The organism is Candidatus Paracaedibacter acanthamoebae (genome assembly GCF_000742835.1).
In the GTDB taxonomy this organism is placed as follows: Bacteria; Pseudomonadota; Alphaproteobacteria; order Paracaedibacterales; family Paracaedibacteraceae; genus Paracaedibacter; species Paracaedibacter acanthamoebae.
The window spans coordinates 2,282,209-2,297,557 of the sequence record NZ_CP008941.1 but is presented as its reverse complement, the minus strand read 5'-3'; the positions used below and the strand labels follow the sequence as shown (position 1 = coordinate 2,297,557).

At 44.8% G+C, this 15,349-nt stretch carries 12 protein-coding genes and 1 other RNA gene; 10 read left to right on the top strand and 3 right to left on the bottom strand.

The window, feature by feature from the left end:
• Nucleotides 1-38: 38 nt before the first annotated feature.
• Both ID47_RS10625 and ID47_RS10620 read right to left on the bottom strand, forming a co-directional pair.
• On the bottom strand, nt 39-1,814 hold the full coding sequence (locus ID47_RS10625) for a hypothetical protein (RefSeq protein ID WP_156956743.1): 1,776 nt from the start codon (nt 1,812-1,814) through the stop codon (nt 39-41).
• Nucleotides 1,815-2,132: 318 nt separating this feature from the next.
• Nucleotides 2,133-5,585 carry an indolepyruvate ferredoxin oxidoreductase family protein gene (locus ID47_RS10620; protein ID WP_038466394.1) on the bottom strand — a complete coding sequence of 1,151 codons (3,453 nt, stop codon included), beginning with the start codon at nt 5,583-5,585 and terminating at the stop codon, nt 2,133-2,135.
• Between the two features lie 136 nt (nt 5,586-5,721).
• Between ID47_RS10620 and ID47_RS10615 the strand changes: the two genes are divergently transcribed.
• The 8 genes from ID47_RS10615 (at nt 5,722) to nth (ending at nt 11,375) form a co-directional block, all read left to right on the top strand.
• Entirely contained in the window at nt 5,722-7,005 is a 1,284-nt protein-coding gene (locus tag ID47_RS10615; RefSeq protein WP_051908850.1) for a DNA-packaging protein, read from the top strand.
• 138 nt (nt 7,006-7,143) lie between these two features.
• Nucleotides 7,144-7,362, top strand: a complete 219-nt coding sequence (gene infA / locus ID47_RS10610; RefSeq protein ID WP_038466389.1) for a translation initiation factor IF-1 — start codon at nt 7,144-7,146, stop codon at nt 7,360-7,362.
• Nucleotides 7,362-8,219, top strand: coding sequence for a ribonuclease E/G (locus ID47_RS10605; protein WP_038466387.1), 858 nt, complete (start codon nt 7,362-7,364; stop codon nt 8,217-8,219). The genes infA and ID47_RS10605 overlap by 1 nt, the downstream gene beginning before the upstream one ends.
• Nucleotides 8,216-8,392 (top strand): DNA gyrase inhibitor YacG, encoded by a 177-nt coding sequence (locus tag ID47_RS10600; RefSeq protein ID WP_038466385.1) that lies wholly within the window; start codon nt 8,216-8,218, stop codon nt 8,390-8,392. Before ID47_RS10605 ends, ID47_RS10600 begins: the two co-directional genes overlap by 4 nt.
• A gap of 35 nt (nt 8,393-8,427) precedes the next feature.
• Nucleotides 8,428-8,816: RNase P RNA component class A (rnpB, locus tag ID47_RS12130), an RNA gene on the top strand.
• 150 nt (nt 8,817-8,966) lie between these two features.
• Nucleotides 8,967-9,686 carry a hypothetical protein gene (locus tag ID47_RS10590; protein ID WP_038466380.1) on the top strand — a complete coding sequence of 240 codons (720 nt, stop codon included), beginning with the start codon at nt 8,967-8,969 and terminating at the stop codon, nt 9,684-9,686.
• Between the two features lie 109 nt (nt 9,687-9,795).
• Nucleotides 9,796-10,746, top strand: a complete 951-nt coding sequence (gene pip, locus ID47_RS10585; RefSeq protein WP_038466378.1) for a prolyl aminopeptidase — start codon at nt 9,796-9,798, stop codon at nt 10,744-10,746.
• Nucleotides 10,743-11,375 (top strand): endonuclease III, encoded by a 633-nt coding sequence (gene nth, locus ID47_RS10580; RefSeq protein WP_038466375.1) that lies wholly within the window; start codon nt 10,743-10,745, stop codon nt 11,373-11,375. The genes pip and nth overlap by 4 nt, the downstream gene beginning before the upstream one ends.
• Nucleotides 11,376-11,421: 46 nt before the next feature.
• Here nth and ID47_RS10575 read toward each other — a convergent pair whose 3' ends face one another.
• A complete protein-coding gene (locus tag ID47_RS10575) occupies nt 11,422-11,784 on the bottom strand; it encodes a carboxymuconolactone decarboxylase family protein (RefSeq protein WP_038466373.1) in 363 nt (120 codons plus the stop codon).
• 177 nt (nt 11,785-11,961) lie between these two features.
• Here ID47_RS10575 and typA point away from each other — a divergent pair, with 177 nt between their 5' ends.
• On the top strand, nt 11,962-13,785 hold the full coding sequence (gene typA / locus ID47_RS10570; RefSeq protein ID WP_038466371.1) for a translational GTPase TypA: 1,824 nt from the start codon (nt 11,962-11,964) through the stop codon (nt 13,783-13,785).
• Nucleotides 13,786-14,724 carry a mitochondrial fission ELM1 family protein gene (locus ID47_RS10565; protein WP_038466368.1) on the top strand — a complete coding sequence of 313 codons (939 nt, stop codon included), beginning with the start codon at nt 13,786-13,788 and terminating at the stop codon, nt 14,722-14,724.
• Nucleotides 14,725-15,349: the final 625 nt, after the last annotated feature.

The window sequence follows — 15,349 nt, the reverse complement described above, 5'->3', positions numbered from 1 at the left end:
TCTTCTAAAAGGAAGTTTAATCTCCAAAGATCTGTATGTTATGCTCCGAGTTGACAAATTCGACTTTGATAATATCCAGACGAACTTCTAAAAAAATGTTGAGAATTAGGACTATTTTGATAAGTTCCCTTGGTTAAGGATGGCATCTTTTTCCACTTTCTTATGATATTCTTAAATTTTTTTAAGAACCTTAAAGAATCTTTAAACTCCTCTTCCGGAAAGCCTGTCTCTATCAAATAATCGATACTATCCTGCGCATCGAGCATCAAATCGATCAAGTTCTGTTGTTGAGGCACCGTTAATGTTTGATTTTGAACGACTTCATGTAAGCTTTCTAGAATAGAGATAAATTTTGAAAGATTATCATCTAAGTCCATATCCTCACAAATGCTAAACCCCTCCAAAAAGGACGCATGAATGTGAGGTGAGGACAGTTTATTATAGAGATTGCCAAAATAAAGCAAATCAGTTAAGGTCATCCTTTTTTTAGCTTTAAATAATTCCTTCAAGGTGGACGGATAAACAATCGAGAATAACTTATCAATATTCTCCATAGCCTTTTCACTGACCTGATCATGAGCTTCAATAAAATCAGTTATAATGTTGGCAAACATAATCCGAGAATGGGTTGACACTATTTCTGATTTCAAAGCATTTTTCATGCCATAGTCGATAAGAAATTTACCTAAAATGTTCACTGCCGCCTGGATCGCTTCGCTATTAGATGGATTATTATCGGCCGCAGAACAAAAGGGAGAAAAAATAGTCTCAAGCTCAACTTCTTCTTGATGAAAAACGTTGGATGCAAGACGCGAGATAAGCGCTTCACTCTCCTCACAATTTAGGCTTCCCATTCCCTCAACCAAATCTGCCACTCGTCCTTCTCCTTGAGCTTCATGCTTTGATTGGCTTTGTACGTTTATGCCGTGTGTTTTGGAATAATGAATAATAGCGGGCTCTAAGAGTTGATGCAGGCATTCATTTAAGCGAAAATTATCCACCATTTGCTTAGCGATATTTTTCTCAATGCCTAAGTCCTTCTGCAGTTCTCGGTAATTATATTTATTATTAGGAAAATAATAGGCTGCTTCAATAGTCTGAGCAGAAAGGGTAACAAGCAAAATTCCTATGGGAATTGGGTCATACCGCTCTTCACCTTTGACCTTAATCTTTGGAGGGTTCGGTGTATAAAGAGCAATTTCTAAATAACCTTCAGCTTTTTTTACCAGATGTTCCTTTAACCAGCGATTATAAAAATAATGCTGCGGAATGTAATTAGCAGCATCGGTGTGAGATCCTTGGGCACTAAATTTATGATCGACAAGATGCCCGCCATCATAATTAACTTGTCCCTGCTCATTGATGATATCTACCCTGAAATCGGCGCCTTTTTGTTTTATTCCCATTTTATCATATTGAATAAAGGTGGTTTTAGTTTCATTCTTACGCTGAGTAGCTGTTCTAATAGACGCATCGACCGAAACTGACTTTAAAGAGGATGTTGCCACCCAAGCATGTGATTTAGAATTTTTACCTTGTGCAGCAGATTGACGATACACATGCGCCTTCGATGGCTTATCTTGGCTATCATACAATGCATATTCATTGTCGTCAGTTGTATAAACTTGATTTTGTGGCGTCAATAACCGAGCGTTATACCATCCATTTTTAACAATAGCATCCGTTTTTTTGACATCTTTAGCATTTGTCAGGTTAAGATTGATGAATTGATTTTGAGAGGGCGTTAAGTCATTTATCTCTCTACTGTCCAAAGCCCCTATCTGACCAATAAAAAATAAGAAAGCGGCTTTCATTAATAAGGCCCCTCTATCGAGAAAACGCTCGGAAAGAGATATTTTCTGCGGCAATACCATAATATGCTCCATACATTAGAGTTTAATAGCTAACTAAAGTGAAAGGCTTTCTTTAATGTAAAAAGGCTTGTCTGCATTTTTTTCTGGTTTTTATTAAAGAACCTTTTAAGAGTCACACTTTAACCATCCCGACAATACGAATAAGCGAGTATGCGTCCTATCGCGTAAATTTGCGTAGGGGGAAAACCTAAGTAAAGATTACCTAACCTAAATCCCTCTCAGAATTTACGAAAGGTGATAAAAAAATAGATTACAATTTTAGTCACACCATTCTTGCAAGGCTTGATCCCATAGGGGCTTAATGTGGTGATGGTTTTGCTCTTTCACATGGCCATAACCCCGGATCTTTTGTGGTAATTCCATTAAGGCACAGGCTTGATCTATTTTGTCTTTAGTGACGCTGGCCAATACGTGATCAATTGTTTTCCGGTAATCTTTAATCCACTGACGTTCAAGTTGGCGCTCAGTCGAATAGCCAAAAATATCGAAGACGGTTCCACGCAAAAATTTAAACTTTGACAACAGCTTGAAAGCCGACATCATCCACGGACCAAAATTCATTTTTTGCAATTCCCCCTTGGCATTTTTCTTCGCCAAGAGAGGGGGTGCCAAATGGAAAACCATCTTTACATCACCTTCAAACTGCTGCTTTAAGCGCCGCACAAAATCACCATTCGAATAAAGCCGCGCCACTTCGTATTCATCTTTATAAGCCATCAAACGATAAAGTGATTGGGCAATAATCTTCGTCAATTGGTCCGTTTCTAAATCAATTTCTGATTGGCGCACCTTTTCCATCGTCTGACGATAAATATCAGCATAAGATTGATTCTGATAATCTTCTAAAAAGCGGCTGCGACGATCAATCATTTCACTCACAGATTCACTTAGCTGATGATCTGACTCCAGCGGCTTTCCCTGATAGGCAAAACCTTGGACGGTTGCTAAGTCAACAGCAGCTAACCGCCCCCAATTGAAAGCCAATGTATTATCTTGAATCGCCACCCCGTTTAAACGGATCGCTTCTACCACTGAATCTGGTGACAAAGGCAACAGGCCTTTTTGTAGGGCATACCCAACCATGAGCAAATTCGTCATGATGGAATCGCCCATCAAATTTGTTGCAATTTCTTGCGCTGCTATAAAATCAACATAATCTCGGCCTGCTATTTGAATGATATCATTTTCCATAGCTGTTTGAGGAAACACATAATCTGGATTCTTGGTAAAATGCCCTGTGATCGATTGATGGGAATTCACTACAATGTGGGTGTGACCTGACTTAATTTTATCAAGTCCTTCTGAACTCGCCGTCACCACCACATCAAAACCCAATAACAGATCGGCACTGCGACTTGCAACACGCGTGGCCTGAATATCCTCGGGTTTTTGGGCAATCCGCAAATGGCTAACCACGGCTCCTCCTTTTTGCGCCAGCCCGGCCATATCGACGACTGAGCAACCCTTACCCTCGAGATGGGCCGCCATGCCCAATAAGGCGCCAATGGTCGTCACGCCGGTCCCCCCCACGCCGGTAATAAAAATATTATAAGGGCGGGTCAATACTGAAGGTTCCTGAGGATACGGTAAAGTGGCAAATAAATCGTCGGGGGCTTGCGATACTGCTGGCCGGCGGACCTTTCCATCAATAACAGATACAAAACTTGGACAAAATCCGTTGGCACAAGAAAAATCTTTGTTACAGCTGGATTGATCAATAGCGCGCTTGCGTCCCCATTCTGTCTCCAGCGGCGTCACCGACAAACAGTTAGATTTTTTACCACAATCCCCACACCCTTCACAAACGGCTTCATTGATAAAGAGCCGGCGATTCGGATCTTCCATCAGTCCTCGCTTGCGACGGCGGCGCTTTTCAGCAGCACACGTTTGATCATAAATCAGCGCCGTTGTTCCAGCTGTATTTTTCAACATTTCCTGCACCTCGACCAAATTCAGACGATGATGAATCGTAACACCGGCGGCAAATTTGACATCCCGAGAATACTTTGCTGGATTATCGCTAACAATTGCAATCTTCTGCACGCGCTCTGCTGCGAGCTGATGCGTCATATCACTGACCGTTAACGGACCATCAACAGGTTGCCCCCCTGTCATGGCCACGGCGTCATTATACAGTATTTTGTAGGTAATATTAATTTTTGCAGCAACAGCTGCCCGAATGGCTAAAAGGCCGGAATGAAAGTAAGTTCCATCCCCTAAATTGGCAAATATATGCTTTTCATCCGTAAAGGGGGCTGTTCCAATCCACGGCACACCCTCGCCGCCCATTTGGGTAAAGGTCGTTGTTCGATGATCAATCCAGGTTGCCATATAGTGACAGCCAATCCCAGCTAACGCGCGGCTCCCCTCCGGCAATTGAGTTGTTGAGGTGTTATGCGGACATCCAGAACAATAATATGGCAAGCGCAACAATTTTGTATCAGCGAGTGTTTTTTGAATCTCTGCCTCTCTGACGCGTGCAAAACTCTCTTTATAAGGATCGAACCCCTCCAGCCCTTGCCAAAGATGGGCTAGAGCGGCTGCAATTTTCTGACTTGTTAACTCATAAATCGACGGTAGCAACGGCTGTTGATCTTGATCTTGTTTACCGAAAATAGAAGGTCGCTGATCCGCAGGCATGCTATACAGAATTTCCTTTAACTGCCCTTCAATGAGGGGGCGCTTTTCTTCGACCACAACGACATGATCCAAGCCTTGACAGAAGGTGCGAATTCCCCCAGCTTCCAATGGCCAGGAAACAACCACTTTATAAAGATTAATTCCTAAGTCTTCAGCTGCTTTTTCATCAATCCCAAGATCGGAGAGAGCCTGGCGTAATTCTATATAGCCTTTGCCCACTGCAATTAAACCGATACGCGCCTTTTTGTGATTCCAAATTACCTGATCAAGGCTATTAGCACGCACGAAAGCCGGAATGGCCTTCATTTTATACTCGTGCATGCGGCGCTCTAAGTCGACAGGCGCATCCGGCCAACGGAGACTCAGGCCGCCGACTGGAAACTCAAAATCTTCCGGCAACCTAACATTGAAACGATTAAGATCGACCGCCACCGAAGCCGCCGTATCCACCGTATCAGAGAGCATCTTAAAGCCCACCCAAACACCCGCATATCGTGACAAAGCCCAACCATACAGTCCTAAATCAATAATATCCTGCACCGTTGCCGGATGAAGGACGGGCATAAACGCATCCACAAAAGCATATTCACTCTGATGCGGTAGAGTTGAGGACTTGCAAGCATGATCATCGCCTGCCAAGGCTAAAACACCGCCATGCTTGGATGTTCCAGCAAAGTTTGCATGCTTAAAAACATCACCGGTCCGATCGACGCCAGGACCCTTGCCATACCATAGAGCAAACACGCCATCAACCGTTGCTTGCGGCGATAAATGAACTTGTTGGCTTCCCCAAACAGCTGTAGCCCCTAAATCTTCATTAAGGCCTGGTTGAAATTTAATGTTATTCGCCTCAAGGTAGGGACGCGATTTCCACAAAGCTTGGTCAAATCCACCCAGGGGAGACCCCCGATATCCGGAAATAAACCCAGCGGTCTTAAGTCCGTTTTTTTTATCCAATCGCCGTTGCATCAGCGGCAACCGCACAAGGGCTTGTGTTCCTGTAATAAATACCTGACCGGTCTCCAGCGTATATTTATCCTCTAAGTCAACCTGACGGACAATTTTTGACATAGGTGAACCCCTCCCCCATTTTCTATACTTAAACCATTTTAATTAAATGTTAGGGATCATGCTATTAATTTTTGCTCTCAACGGATCTTTACTCCTTACCTTACCTATAATCCATACATTAAAGTAGGAGTTTATCATGAATCAGCGTCAACATCTTAAAATCTTGCTCTCTAAAGAATTAGGTCGCCGGCGTCAGGAAAAAAGACGCTATGATTGGGATATGAATGGGCGTGAGAATCAACGTCCGCCTGAAGGTAATTGGCGGACCTGGATGATCTTAGCGGGACGTGGTTTTGGTAAAACCCGGACAGGCGCTGAAACCCTGCGTCAGTGGATAAAAGAAGGAAAATGCGAACGCATTGCCTTGGTCGGCGGTAGTCTTCATGAAGTCCGCAGTGTCATGGTTGAAGGGGAAAGTGGTCTATTAAATGTTCACCCTGCCCATGAACGTCCTCTCTATATTCCGTCCAAACGACTGATTAAATGGAAAAATGGGGCTGTCGCTCAGTTTTTTGGAGCCGAAGCTTATGAGCAGCTGCGAGGCCCCCAATTTGATTGCGCGTGGATCGATGAATTGGCTAAATTTCGCAAAGCTGAAGAAGTTTGGCAACAACTGCAATTATGCTTGCGTCTGGGAGATAGCCCCCGTTGCATTCTGACAACAACCCCCAGGCCCACTAAATTAATGAAAGAATTGATTGCCTCGCCCGATGTAGTGGTGACCAAGGGCTCAACTTTTGATAATGTGGCCAATCTTGCCCCCACCTATATTGAACAGATTCGCAAACAATTCCTCAATACCCGGCTGGGCGCCCAAGAACTGTATGCAGAAATGCTGACCGAAACAGCCGGTGCTTTATGGCAACGAAGCATGATTCAGTACCAACAACCAACCTATGATGAAGCAAATCGACCAGAACTCGAGCGCATTGTCATTGCCATTGATCCTGCCACCACAGCGCACGACCAGAGTGATGAGACAGGTATTATTGTCGCCGGAATTGACACCCACAAGCAAGCGTATGTGTTGGAAGACCACAGTGGCAAATTATCTCCCAATGACTGGGGACGCCGCGTGGTCGATTGCTATTATCGCCTCAAAGCTGATCGAATTGTCGTTGAAGTTAATAAAGGCGGTGATTTGGTCGAAAATGTCCTCAAATCCATCGACCCCACCATTCCCTTAAAGTCTGTTCGCGCGACCCGAGGTAAATATACCCGTGCTGAGCCTATTGCGGCCCTTTATGAGCAAAACCGTGTTTTTCACGCTCAACCTTTCACACTGATGGAACAGCAAATTTGCGACTATATTCCAGGCGTGACTTCTAAATCACCCGACCGCATGGATGCCCTGGTTTGGGCATTGACAGAGTTACTCTTAGAAAGCCAAAAACAGCCGAAGCTTAAAATTTGGGGATAATCTCCCCTTCCCTTAAAAATCCTATCACTAAAAACGGACAAAAAATTAAGACAATCGTCCTATGAAAATAAAATAAACTTGACCTTTACGCCATTTACCCTCAAATAAGTAAGTATATTAATGTAATCAGGATTTTTGATGTCTAAAGAAGATTTAATTGAATTTAACGGTACAGTGATGGAATTACTCCCTAATGCAATGTTTCGCGTCAAATTAGAAAACGACCATATTGTCTTAGCCCATACGTCAGGACGTATGCGTAAAAACCGTATTCGCGTTTTAGCCGGCGACAAGGTTACTGTTGAAATGACGCCATATGACCTTACAAAAGGTCGTATTATTTTCCGTCAGAAATAATGCCGTTAACTGGACTTTTAAGCCGTCACGGATCTGTTATTCGGGCGGCAATTTTACATGAGACTAATTTGATTCACCTTGATGCCGATATCCTGCATCGTCAGCCATTGTATACCCAGATTTACCCAGCAACCGTCCGCCATAAAGATTATAATAACTATTGGGTAGAGTGTTCTTTTGGTCCCGCTTTGTTACCCCAAGAAAAAAACCTTCCCTCTTTAACCATCGGGCAACCTTTGCCTGTTCAAATAAGCCGCGAAGCTTTTTTTGATACAGCAGAAAATAATGTTAAAGCCCCCCATGTGACCCGCAAAATGGTGAAAGAGATTTCCCTCTGGAATCAGCTTTTACCGTCCCTTGCTCAACTCGATATTCTACTCGTCGATGATCCGGAACTCATGATGAGGGTGCGTCAGTACTGTCAAGAAAGTTATCCGCATCTCACGCTTAAGCTCGTTCATCACGATCTGTTTGAAGAATATGGATTGGAGGAAATCTGGGCTCCCCTAGAATTTCCAACCGTGCAATTTACAGGCGGCAGTTTGCACATTGAAACCACAGCGGCCGCAACACTCATTGATATTAATGGTATAGGTAAAGCAGAAGAAATCAATCAAAAGGCGATCGAACCGCTGATCCAGCATCTTATGTGGCGAAATCTTTCCGGTAGCATTCTGGTAGAATTTGTTAATCACGGCCAAGGCCAACGACCTTACCTTTTGCAGTTGCTGCGGGATCGATTGGGTAAAATTTCCCCCCCCTTTATCGTTCACGGATTTACTAAACTCGGCTTTCTTGAACTTAGTCGAGAGAAACGCCGGTGCCCCCTTCACCATAGAAAGGTTTTTGAAGCATGACTTGTCCTATTTGCCATCAACCAAGCGTCAAAGAATTTGCCCCATTTTGTTCCCGTCATTGCAAAAACGTTGATCTATTAAAATGGTTAAATGAAGATTATAGTGTGCCGATCAATAATCCGGAAGAGGAAGAAAAAACAGAAATTTCCCCTAAAATTGATGACGAGACTTGATTTTCTTAGAAAAGCGCCTAATATTTGTCTTAGTGTCGATCAATCGGATGGTCGCGGAATGGCTTGCCCATTTCGAGGAAAGTCCGGGCTCCGCAGGGCAGGATGGCGGATAACGTCCGCCGGGGTTGGTTTTAAGACTAACTTTAGGGAAAGTGCCACAGAAATTATACCGCAATGCCTTGGCATTGTAAGGGTGAAATGGTGCGGTAAGAGCGCACCGCGCTTTGGGTAACCAGAGTGGCAGGGTAAACCCCATCCGGAGCAAGACCAAATAGGAGTGAACGCCACCCCACAAGGTGGCTCATGCGCCCTGCATGTCACTCGGGTAGGTTGCTTGAGATACTTGGTAACAGGTAATCCAGATGAATGACCATCCAATGGCGTATGCTATGGACAGAACCCGGCTTATAGATTGATCGACAACGCCCCCTCTTTGCTTCCTAGAACACACTCCACGTCCTAAAATTAACCCATTATTAAGATAATTTAAAATTTTAATGAAATCGTTTGTTTTTGCTGAATTTTGCTATTAGCATGATATTGTGTATGAATTTTCCCAGAGGAGAAGATGGGTATGAAGAAATCTATGAAGCTTGCTCTTGCTGCCACAGTTTTGATCAGTGGTATTAGCACAGCCCTTGCTGGCAATCAACAAACAGCTGACGAAGCGCGTGATCGTATGGAAATGCTGACAAAGCTTTTTCAAGCTAAAGGTTTAAATTCTTTTAGTTTCCTTAATGGTCATGATGGTGCTGGCGAAGGTAAGAATCGTGAAAACCAAGCTGGTCTACAATGGGCCGAGCTGACAAAATCAGATGACCGTAAAGGTCACATCATTTGCGTGGAAAATGGTAATTATGCCGTTAACCAATTACAGCCAACAAAAGTTGGTAGCGATACGATGTCAGGTGCTAATACATGGCGCGATGGCCAAGGCATGCCCCTGACACAAAAAATTATTGATGCTCTTCGCAATTCCAGCAATGGTAAAGCGGTTGTTAACTATGTAGAAACAACGTCTGGTGTTGATAATGAACGTCAAGGTAAAGCAAGCGAAGAAAAATTTGAACTCTTGGCTTATAGCTCTGCTGCCATTCTTGGTAAAAAGAATGACTCAGGTTCCAAGTTCTTCTGCGCCGTTCGTTATCAACAATTCGAACCAACAGACGAATCAGATAGCGATCGCACGAGCAAGCCTGATCACATGGAAGCAAAAGGCAAGCATGCTCATAAGCACCACGCTAAAAAGCACGCTAAAAAAGCTGAAGCAAAGCAAGACGCGCCAGCTGCTTAAATTTGCAGTGCTGCAGATTAAAACCCCCGTTTTACGGGGGTTTTTTCTTGCCATCTTGACCTAATTTTTTTAGGATGAAGACACAAACGACCATCCCAAGGGAGTTACCATGCGCACTGAGCTGTATCCCACCATTACCCCTACTCACTCAGGCCACTTAAAATTAGACGATCTCCATAGCCTGTATTGGGAAGAATCAGGCAATCCTGAAGGAATTCCAGTTATCTTTATTCATGGGGGGCCAGGGGCGGGCGCCAGTGAAAGTTCAAGACGTTTTTTTGACCCTTCTTTTTATCGCATCATCCTTTATGATCAACGCGGGTCAGGACGTTCTCTCCCGCTCGGCGAGACGCGTAATAATACCACACCTCATTTAATCCAAGATCTGGAAACTCTACGCGACTACCTTCAAGTGGATAAATGGCTGTTATTTGGAGGCTCATGGGGCTCCACATTAAGTATTGCCTATGCCGAACATCACCCGGCTCGCTGCCTTGGCCTTGTCTTGCGAGGATTATTCCTGTGTCGTCCCTCAGAAATCGATTGGTTTCTTTACGGCATGAAAACAATTTTTCCTGAAGCGTGGCAAGAGTTTTCGGGCTATATTCCTGCATCTGAACGCAGTGATCTTCTAAAAGCTTACCATGGTCGTCTCCTGGATCCAAACCCCGCCATCCATATGCCTGCCGCCTTAGCCTGGAGCAAATATGAAGGGGCATGCTCCAGTTTGATGCCTAATGAAGACACCTTAAATTCTTTTCTTGATCCGGTGGTAGCGCTGGGACTTGCCCGCATGGAAGCGCACTATTTTAGCAATAATATCTTTTTACCTGATAACTTTTTGCTCGAAAATCTTTATAGGATCCAACAGCTCCCAATCATTATGGTTCAGGGACGCTATGATATTGCCTGTCCGATTGTAACAGCTGATGAAGTGGCTAAACATTTACCAGAGGCTGAGTATAATATTATTCCGGATGCTGGTCATTCTGCCTTTGATCCCTCTTTGTGTCGAGAATTGGTTAAGGCCTGTGAAAAAATGAAGACCCTCATTCCATGACTCCAGCAAAAATTTCAGAAATATTTCGCCGTTTTCAGGAGCACAATCCTAAACCCCAAACTGAATTAGAGTATACGAATCCTTATACCTTGCTTGTCGCCGTTACTTTATCGGCACAAGCCACTGATGTCGGCGTTAACAAGGCCACCAAGACTCTCTTCAAAGTCGTTGATACACCGCAGAAAATGCTGGACTTAGGGGAAGAAGGCCTAAAAGGTTATATTAAAACCATTGGTTTATATAATGCCAAAGCTAAAAATATTATGGCAGCGGCAACCATACTGGTGGATGAATTCGAAGGGCAAGTTCCCTCTAATCGTGAAGATCTAGAAAGACTGGCTGGCGTGGGTCGCAAAACCGCCAATGTGGTTTTGAATGTAGCCTTTGGCGAGCCTACTATGGCGGTTGATACACACATATTTCGAGTCAGCAATCGCCTAGGCTTAACGGCAGGAAAAACACCTTTAGCCGTTGAACTTCAACTTGAAAAAATCATCCCCACAGAATACCGTCTGCATGCTCATCATTGGCTGATTTTACATGGCCGCTATATCTGTAAAGCCAGAAAACCGGACTGTCCCAACTGTTTCTTAGCCGACTTGTGCGAATTCCCTGATAAGACAAAATAAAAAGGTGGAGAGGGCTATCTTTTAGCAAAGGGCTCTCTTCTTTATTTTAGCTTATCTTGCCTTGATGATGGGCTTGGAATTGTTCAAAGGCGGCTAAAGCATCAGCGGCATACATCAGGGAAGGACCTCCCCCCATATAAATTGTCATGCTTAACATTTCTTCAACTTCTTCCTTCGTTGCCCCAAGTTTTACCAAAGCTTCGGCATGGAAACCCAGACACCCATCGCAGCGCGCCGCCACGCCTAAAGCCAACGCAATCAATTCCTTCGTTTTTTTGTCGAGAACACCATCTTTTGTTGCTGCCTGAGCCAATGCGGAGAATCCTTGCATGGTGTCTGTAATATCGGCCCGCAATGTTTTTAAATTTGTTGACAGCCCTTGCGTAATGGCTAAATAATCTTTTTGCATACCCTCTTCCTTGACTTATAATTCATCGCTAATCCAGTATACAAATCAAGAGCCCCAAGTCCTAATATTTTGATTCATCTTTTAACTTGTTGAGTTTTCTTACAATCCCTATATACTCTAGGGTAAGTAGGGTGGCCATAAGCCACCCATAAATAATTCATAACTTAGAGATTTTTTATGACTTCGATTAGAAATATCGCCATCATTGCCCACGTTGACCATGGTAAAACAACCTTGGTTGATAGCATGCTCAAACAAAGCGGCACATTCCGTCAGAACCAACAAGTTGCTGAACGCGTCATGGATTCCAACGACCTAGAACGGGAACGCGGAATTACAATTTTGGCCAAGTGTACCTCTCTTGAATGGAAAAACACGCGTCTGAATATTGTTGATACGCCGGGACACGCCGACTTTGGGGGTGAAGTTGAGCGTATTTTGAGCATGGTCGATGGCGTTGTGGTGCTTGTTGACGCCGCAGAAGGGCCTATGCCGCAAACAAAGTTCGTTCTAACTAAAGCCCTAAAACTTGGTCTACGCCCCATCGTTTTGATTAACAAGATTGACCGCCAAGATGCGCGTGCCGAAGAAGTTTTGGATGAAGTCTTTGAACTATTCCTCGCCTTGGATGCAACCGAAGAACAACTCGATTTCCCCATTATGTATGCCTCTGGCCGTAGCGGCTGGGCTATTAAAGAATTGAATGACGAACGGAAAGATATTGGGCCGTTGTTTGACTTAATCGTGGCCCACGTTCCCGAAGCCGAAGGCGATAAAGAGGCGCCATTCTCGATGCTGATAACTACCCGCGAATATGACAACTTCTTAGGCCGTGTGTTAACGGGTCGCGTGCAATCAGGTCGTGTTAAACTAAATACGTCTGTCCGTGTCCTGAACGCAAGCGGTGAAGTGGTGGAAACAGGTCGTCTCAATAAATTGTTGTCTTTCCGCGGCATTGAACGCCTACCAATTGATGAAGCTGAAGCCGGCGATATCATCGCAATTGCTGGACTTGAGAAAGCAACCGTTGCTGATACCGTTGCCGTTCCAGAAATCACCATACCGATTGCGGCACAACCCATTGACCCCCCAACATTGGCCATGACCTTTTCAGTGAACGATTCCCCCTTGGCTGGCCGGGAGGGCACCAAGCTTACATCGCGTGTTATCCGTGATCGTTTGATGCGAGAAGCTGAAGGTAACGTTGCGATTCGTATTACTGAAACCGAAGAAAAAGATGCCTTCGAAGTTGCTGGTCGCGGTGAATTACAACTTGGTGTCTTGATCGAAACGATGCGTCGTGAAGGATTTGAACTATCCATCAGTCGTCCTCGGGTTCTTTATAAGAATGATGAAACAACCGGTGACCGCCTTGAGCCAATTGAAGAAGTTCAAATCGACGTTGACGAAGAATTCAGTGGCGCCGTTGTTGATGCGATGAACCAGCGTAAATCAGAAATGACTGATATGCGTCCATCCGGAGGTGGTAAAGTTCGTATTACCTTCTTGGCTCCCTCACGAGGCTTGATTGGTTATCACGGGCAGTTCCTGACCGACACCCGCGGTACTGGTATCATGAGTCGTGTTTTCAACCATTATGGTCCTTATCGCGGAACCATCGAAGGTCGTCACACGGGCGTTCTTATTTCCAATGGTAATGGCGAAGCAGTCACTTATTCCCTAAAGACCCTTGAAGAACGCGGTATTTTGTTTGTGAGCCATGGCACTCAAGTTTATGAAGGAATGATTATCGGTGAGAATAGCCGTGATAATGATCTGGAAGTAAACCCCTTAAAGGCCAAACAGCTTACAAACTTCCGCGCCTCGGGTAAAGAGGATGCCGTTCGTTTAACACCGCCGAAAATCTTTAGCTTGGAGCAAGCAATTGCTTACATTCAAAATGATGAACGGGTGGAAGTAACACCAAAGAATATTCGCCTGCGGAAAGCCTTCCTAGATCCGCATGAGCGCAAACGGGCTGAGCGTAAACGCGAGGCTTAAGTGACAAAACGGTGTTGGGTAATTTCTGATGGCAGTGCCGGCATGGTTAACCAAGCTTGGGGGCTGGCAGAAACCCTAGGGTATGAGGTAGAGCTAAAAAAGATTCGACTGCGTCAACCCTGGGAAACCTTAGCACCGTATTTAACCATTGGAGTGGGTCATTGTCTGGCTAAAGGCAGTGATTCCATTTCTCCCCCTTATCCTGACCTTGTGCTCGCCTCGGGGCGACGCGCTATTCCGCCTGCCCTTTATATTAAGAAAAAAGCCCATGGGCAGTGTAAAGTGGTTTACGTGCAAGATCCACGAATTTCCCCTTCTCATTTTGATGCTGTCGTTTGTCCGCAACATGATGGGTTAACGGGTGAAAATGTCATTCAAACAATTGGTGCCACCCATCGTGTCACGTCGGAAAAACTCGCCCAAGCTAGGGCTGACTTCCAACATCTAAATCCCCAGAACCAATCCGTGCTTTCGGTGATCATTGGGGGATCGACCAAAAAATATATCATGGATATGGATTTTACCCATCGCCTAACCAATGATTTAAGCCAAATAGCTAAGAAGGGATGGCGTGTTCTGGTCACGCTCTCACGCCGAACGCCTGCAGCTGTGGCAGAAAAAATAAAATCATTACCCTCCTCCATTTATGTGTGGGATGGCACAGGCGATAATCCTTATTTTGGCTTACTAGGATTAGCCAATGCAATTCTTGTAACCTGCGATAGTGTCAGCATGATCTCAGAAGTATGTGCCACTTCTGTCCCCGTCTACCTCTATCCATTGCCTAAAGTTTATTGGAAACACCAACAATTTCATCAATCCCTCCTTGATTTGAATCGAGTACGTTGGTGGAACGGCTCCCTTGAGCTTTATGATTTTACTCCCCTGGCTGTTAATCAGGATACAGCAGCAAAGCTCAAACGGCTGCTAACACTCTAAAGGCTCTGAGAAAACGCCTCTTGCTGGTCGTTCTTATCTTCCTCTCTTCTCAGCCGAAGCAAAGCGAAGAGCCGGGAAGAGGAGAGAATAGATATAGTGGCACACTCCCCCTCATTCCGGCCTTGAGCCGGAATACATTCCTGTGTCTAGATGCTAACAAGCTTTAAACAGAACTGGCTGTGATAAAATTAGCCTGTCCCTCCCATCAAGGTATAGTTTCCGGGTCGCCCTTCGGTTGCCCGGAAAGAGGGTTCCTTTCCTAGCCCTTAGGCTGGGAAAAAATTCTCTATATAAAGGCCGTCTCCCATGGCTTGATCCCCAATCAAGTTGAGGACAGGCCCGGGGTCTCGGAATCATAAGGGGCTACCCCTTGTTATCTCGAGTTCCCGGCTCGGTGGCCTGGAAAGTAGAAGGGAGGAGCAAGCTCAGTCAGGAAAAAGAACCCTCTTTCCGGGCAAGTGCAACGCGACCCGGAAACCATACCGGCGTCTGTTTGATGGTAAGGCTTAGGAAAGTATAGCTGTGATAAAGCCATACTGCTCCAAAAGAGAGGAATGGATTTCGGCTCAAGGCCGGAATGAGGGAGAATACGCCACTATATACTCTTTCCGGGTCGCCTTAAGCT

Bases quoted from the DNA above. Each gene is read 5' to 3' on its own strand.
- ID47_RS10625 (WP_156956743.1), bottom strand. From the start codon at position 1,814: ATGAAAGCCGCTTTCTTATTTTTTATTGGTCAGATAGGGGCTTTGGAC.
- ID47_RS10620 (WP_038466394.1), bottom strand. From the start codon at position 5,585: ATGTCAAAAATTGTCCGTCAGGTTGACTTAGAGGATAAATATACGCTG.
- ID47_RS10615 (WP_051908850.1), top strand. From the start codon at position 5,722: ATGAATCAGCGTCAACATCTTAAAATCTTGCTCTCTAAAGAATTAGGT.
- infA (WP_038466389.1), top strand. From the start codon at position 7,144: ATGTCTAAAGAAGATTTAATTGAATTTAACGGTACAGTGATGGAATTA.
- ID47_RS10605 (WP_038466387.1), top strand. From the start codon at position 7,362: ATGCCGTTAACTGGACTTTTAAGCCGTCACGGATCTGTTATTCGGGCG.
- ID47_RS10600 (WP_038466385.1), top strand. From the start codon at position 8,216: ATGACTTGTCCTATTTGCCATCAACCAAGCGTCAAAGAATTTGCCCCA.
- ID47_RS10590 (WP_038466380.1), top strand. From the start codon at position 8,967: ATGAAGAAATCTATGAAGCTTGCTCTTGCTGCCACAGTTTTGATCAGT.
- pip (WP_038466378.1), top strand. From the start codon at position 9,796: ATGCGCACTGAGCTGTATCCCACCATTACCCCTACTCACTCAGGCCAC.
- nth (WP_038466375.1), top strand. From the start codon at position 10,743: ATGACTCCAGCAAAAATTTCAGAAATATTTCGCCGTTTTCAGGAGCAC.
- ID47_RS10575 (WP_038466373.1), bottom strand. From the start codon at position 11,784: ATGCAAAAAGATTATTTAGCCATTACGCAAGGGCTGTCAACAAATTTA.
- typA (WP_038466371.1), top strand. From the start codon at position 11,962: ATGACTTCGATTAGAAATATCGCCATCATTGCCCACGTTGACCATGGT.